At 42.5% G+C, this 3,391-nt stretch carries 1 protein-coding gene and 4 pseudogenes; 1 reads left to right on the forward strand and 4 read right to left on the reverse strand.

The window, feature by feature from the left end; genetic code table 11:
* Together BCU07_RS23485 and BCU07_RS23490 are read right to left on the reverse strand one after the other, a co-directional pair.
* Positions 1-545: pseudogene (locus BCU07_RS23485) on the reverse strand (DMT family transporter); the annotation flags it as partial.
* Positions 546-701: 156 nt separating this feature from the next.
* Positions 702-1,700, reverse strand: a pseudogene (locus tag BCU07_RS23490) (porin).
* A gap of 374 nt (positions 1,701-2,074) precedes the next feature.
* On the opposite strand from BCU07_RS23490, the pseudogene BCU07_RS23495 reads away from it, so the two are divergent.
* Positions 2,075-2,648: pseudogene (locus tag BCU07_RS23495) on the forward strand (succinylglutamate desuccinylase/aspartoacylase family protein); the annotation flags it as partial.
* An 86-nt stretch (positions 2,649-2,734) separates the two neighbouring features.
* Here BCU07_RS23495 and BCU07_RS23500 read toward each other — a convergent pair.
* Both BCU07_RS23500 and BCU07_RS23505 read right to left on the reverse strand, forming a co-directional pair.
* Positions 2,735-2,870: pseudogene (locus BCU07_RS23500) on the reverse strand (AI-2E family transporter); the annotation flags it as partial.
* Positions 2,871-3,049: 179 nt separating this feature from the next.
* Positions 3,050-3,262 carry a hypothetical protein gene (locus tag BCU07_RS23505; RefSeq protein ID WP_413286216.1) on the reverse strand — a complete coding sequence of 71 codons (213 nt, stop codon included), beginning with the start codon at positions 3,260-3,262 and terminating at the stop codon, positions 3,050-3,052.
* Positions 3,263-3,391 lie beyond the last annotated feature (129 nt).

Genomic DNA, 3,391 nt, shown 5'->3' on the forward strand with positions numbered 1-3,391 from the left:
CAGGACTATCTTGTGACGAAAGTTTCTTCACCATCAGAGAGTAGCAAGCCCAAGTAAAAAAGCGGCGCCAACGGGTAACAGTGTTGCCCAACTAAAGTCTTCGCCCCATGGTTCAAGGATGACCATCGCACCAACGAAACCGGCTAAAGTTGCCCCCCAACGAGCTGCCCCCACTTTTTCTTTCAGGAAAAGGCCAGAACCTATAGTTGAAAACAGTGGTGAGGTCATGAGCAGGGCTATGCCTTGCCACCAATGGGTACAGGGTAAGCAAGTGCCCAGATCCAGAGTTGGATACCAATAACTGATAAGAAAACACGGAATACGTGCATTTTTAGATTGTCGGTTCTGAGTGCACGGCGAATCCCCAGTGTTTTTAGGTATGGGAGAATGGCGCACAATGCAATGGCATATTGGATAACGGCGACGGTGGTAGAAGTAAGTCCGAAATGAATACTGGCGACCTGGGTTAAGCTATTAATAACGGCAAAGGCTAAGCCTGCGGTTAGCATCCAGCTAGCGCCTTGGATCGGATGATGTTGTGACATGATGCTTCTAATTCTTTGATGTGGTCTGCGTATGATACGGATTTAGCACCACTTAACCAGAAAAAGCATTGATGAAGTTCGTCATAATATTTGAATATGAAAAAAGGTTGAGCGATTGCTCCAACCTTTTTACTTTCAATCTAAAGTCGATTTAGGTTAGAAGTCGTAACGTAGACCTAGGCGCAGAGAATCTTCGCTTTGTGTTTCTAGGCCTGAAACCTTCACATCGTCTAGGTTGTTTAGTTGGTAAGCAACGTATGTACGGATAGATTTGTTGAATTTATAAGTCCCGTTAGTTCAAAGAAGTCAGCTGTGTCTACAGTTAAGTTCTGTGTCGCGTCTTCTTCTTGTTTTTGGTACAAACCCGCCAGTTCAAATTGGTCTGTTAGCTTGTACTTAACAGCAACTTCCACACCTGAGAACTCAGTTTTTGATTTGTCGTCTAGGTCGCCCATTGTATATGTCGCACCTAGGGTATAAAGCATCCATTTTGTAATTAATACCAGCGATTACAGCCGTTGCCGAACCATTACCAGTACCGTTGTCATTACCTGAGTAGCCAAGACCAAAGCCTAAACCCATTGGTAGTGTGTAAATACCAGAGATGCCGTAACCGTCAGTGTCTTTATCTTCACCTGCGATAAAACTTGCTTTCAAAGAAAGCGCGTCAGCGTCGTAAGCGTATACAAACGTGTTGTTTACCTGTTCGTCGCCAGCGTTGATGAATGCTTTTTGGTCACCAGAGTAGATAGCAACATCTGACATTTCCGAAATTTGAGCAGCAGCTGTATCTTGACGGCCTACCGAAACAGCACCAAAATTACCTTCTAGGCCTGCGTACATATAACGTTGTTTGAAGTTATCTGTCTTATCGTTATCAGCTGAAGATTTCACGCTTTGTTCTGCTTCGTAGAAACCAAAACCTGAGAGGTCACTATTGATTTCTGTAGTACCGCCAACGTTCAAACGAAAACGGCTTTTATTTTCCATTGTACCTTCGATTTCTTCACCGCCTGAACCAATGAAATCACCACGGAATTCTGCGCGACCGCCAATTTTAAGTTCAGTACCATCAGAGCTGTAAACTGTTGCTGCTAGAGACGAACCTGAAACTAGTGCCGCTACGACTGCAGAAGCTAAAACTGCCTTATTCATAATCACTTACCTTGTATTTTAAAATCCGTGAGCAATGTGCTCTCCGTTTCGATATGAAGCTAATTTAGAGCAGCTAAATTACGCTTTCATTTCTATAAAATTACATTTTCGTGAATGGGGAACTTTTTACGTTTTGATTTTATTGCACTTTTATTTCCAATACCTAAACGGTTTGTGAATGGTACGGTCAATCATGTGGGTTTGAGTGCTGACTTTCGAAAAGACGTTTTTGGATCAGTGGTGACAGGATGAGTGATTTTTACGCTCAGATTCGGGTTTGCTCATCCGATTAACTGTTTGTGCTGGATTAATATATCCTCTATGATGCAACAACTTAGAAAGAATAGTTTTGCTCAACAAGATGGAGACGTTGGATGAAAACAGAGTACTTAGGCGATGTTTTACAAGGTAGGCAGGTTATTGGTTCCTTGAATGTTGAAGACTTACCCGCTGGAGAGCATGGGTTTTGGTTTCAAGTAACCAGTGATGGGTTAGGGCAACCTAAGAATATGCCTGTTTCTGTTTTTAAAGGCAGTCAAGAAGGCCCTAAGCTGATGATTACCCTGCTGGTATTCACGGTGATGAGCCAAATGGTGTGTTGGCTGCTCAGCAAATTATCAGAGACTTAGTAGGTAAAACTCTCAAAGGTACGGTAACGATTGTGCCTACTGTGAATTTGTCTGGTTTGCTGAACCATAGCCGTGATTTTATATCTTCGGATCGGGTTCTTGCCCGGCCAACCTCAATCGGCTCTTTCCGGGGATGCGAATGGCCTAGCTGCGGAGCGCTTTGTTGCGTCTTTGTGGGAGCGTTTGCTTAAGCATAATGCTACCCTTCGCCGTCGACCTCCATACTCAAACTCGTGGTGCAGTCTACCCGCTTTATGTGTTTGCTGATTACCGAGTGAAGCGGCGCACGAAAAACGCGAAAGCGTTTCACGATAAATGCGAAAACATGAGTTCTCGTAACAGGACGCAAGGTTAAACACCTGTACTCCTCCATCTGGGAACTGAATCGAAGTGTTGCTAGAAACCTATGTTAATGACTCGAGGGATACCGAAGCGAGTACATAAGTTAACTAGAGGGCTACATAGCAAAGAAATAAAAAGCACCAAAGATGATTGGCAACAAAAATGGCTTGGCGATATGTAATGTAAAAATAGACATCATGAGAACAGCAAGGAGATTTTTGGGGGTTTGCAATTAATACTCCCGTTGTCTAAGAATACTGTATTTTTTTTTGATGTCATTTTATTCCTATGAGTAGAAGGTTTTGTTTTTGAGGCTTCGTCAATTTGAATCAGGCACTCGATACCGTCAGCCAACACCAATTTGAATCAAAATGATGGTTACTTAAGTAAATTAAGTAGCAGCGATAGCTGTTTATAACCAAAAACAGACGATTTAAAACGATGAGTTCGATTCAAAATTACAACACCAAGGCCTGTGATGCCAAGAGCATACAAGGGGTACTCGTGAACAAACTCTTTTCCTTTGTGACGAATAAGTCCCATACAAAGTTCAACTTGACGAGCTCTACTTCTCCCCTCAAGTCTTTTCATTTGAATCTGTCTTTGTCGATTTTTGAGTGCCGACATGTAACCCCTCCTTCAATTGCTCTTTCGTACATTCAAAACCTATAAATTGCTTTAAGTAACTAGAACGAAGTATCAAGCATATTAGAATCAAAC

It is taken from the genome of Vibrio sp. 10N.261.54.E10, from assembly GCF_002877735.2.
Lineage (GTDB): Bacteria > Pseudomonadota > Gammaproteobacteria > Enterobacterales > Vibrionaceae > Vibrio > Vibrio crassostreae_C.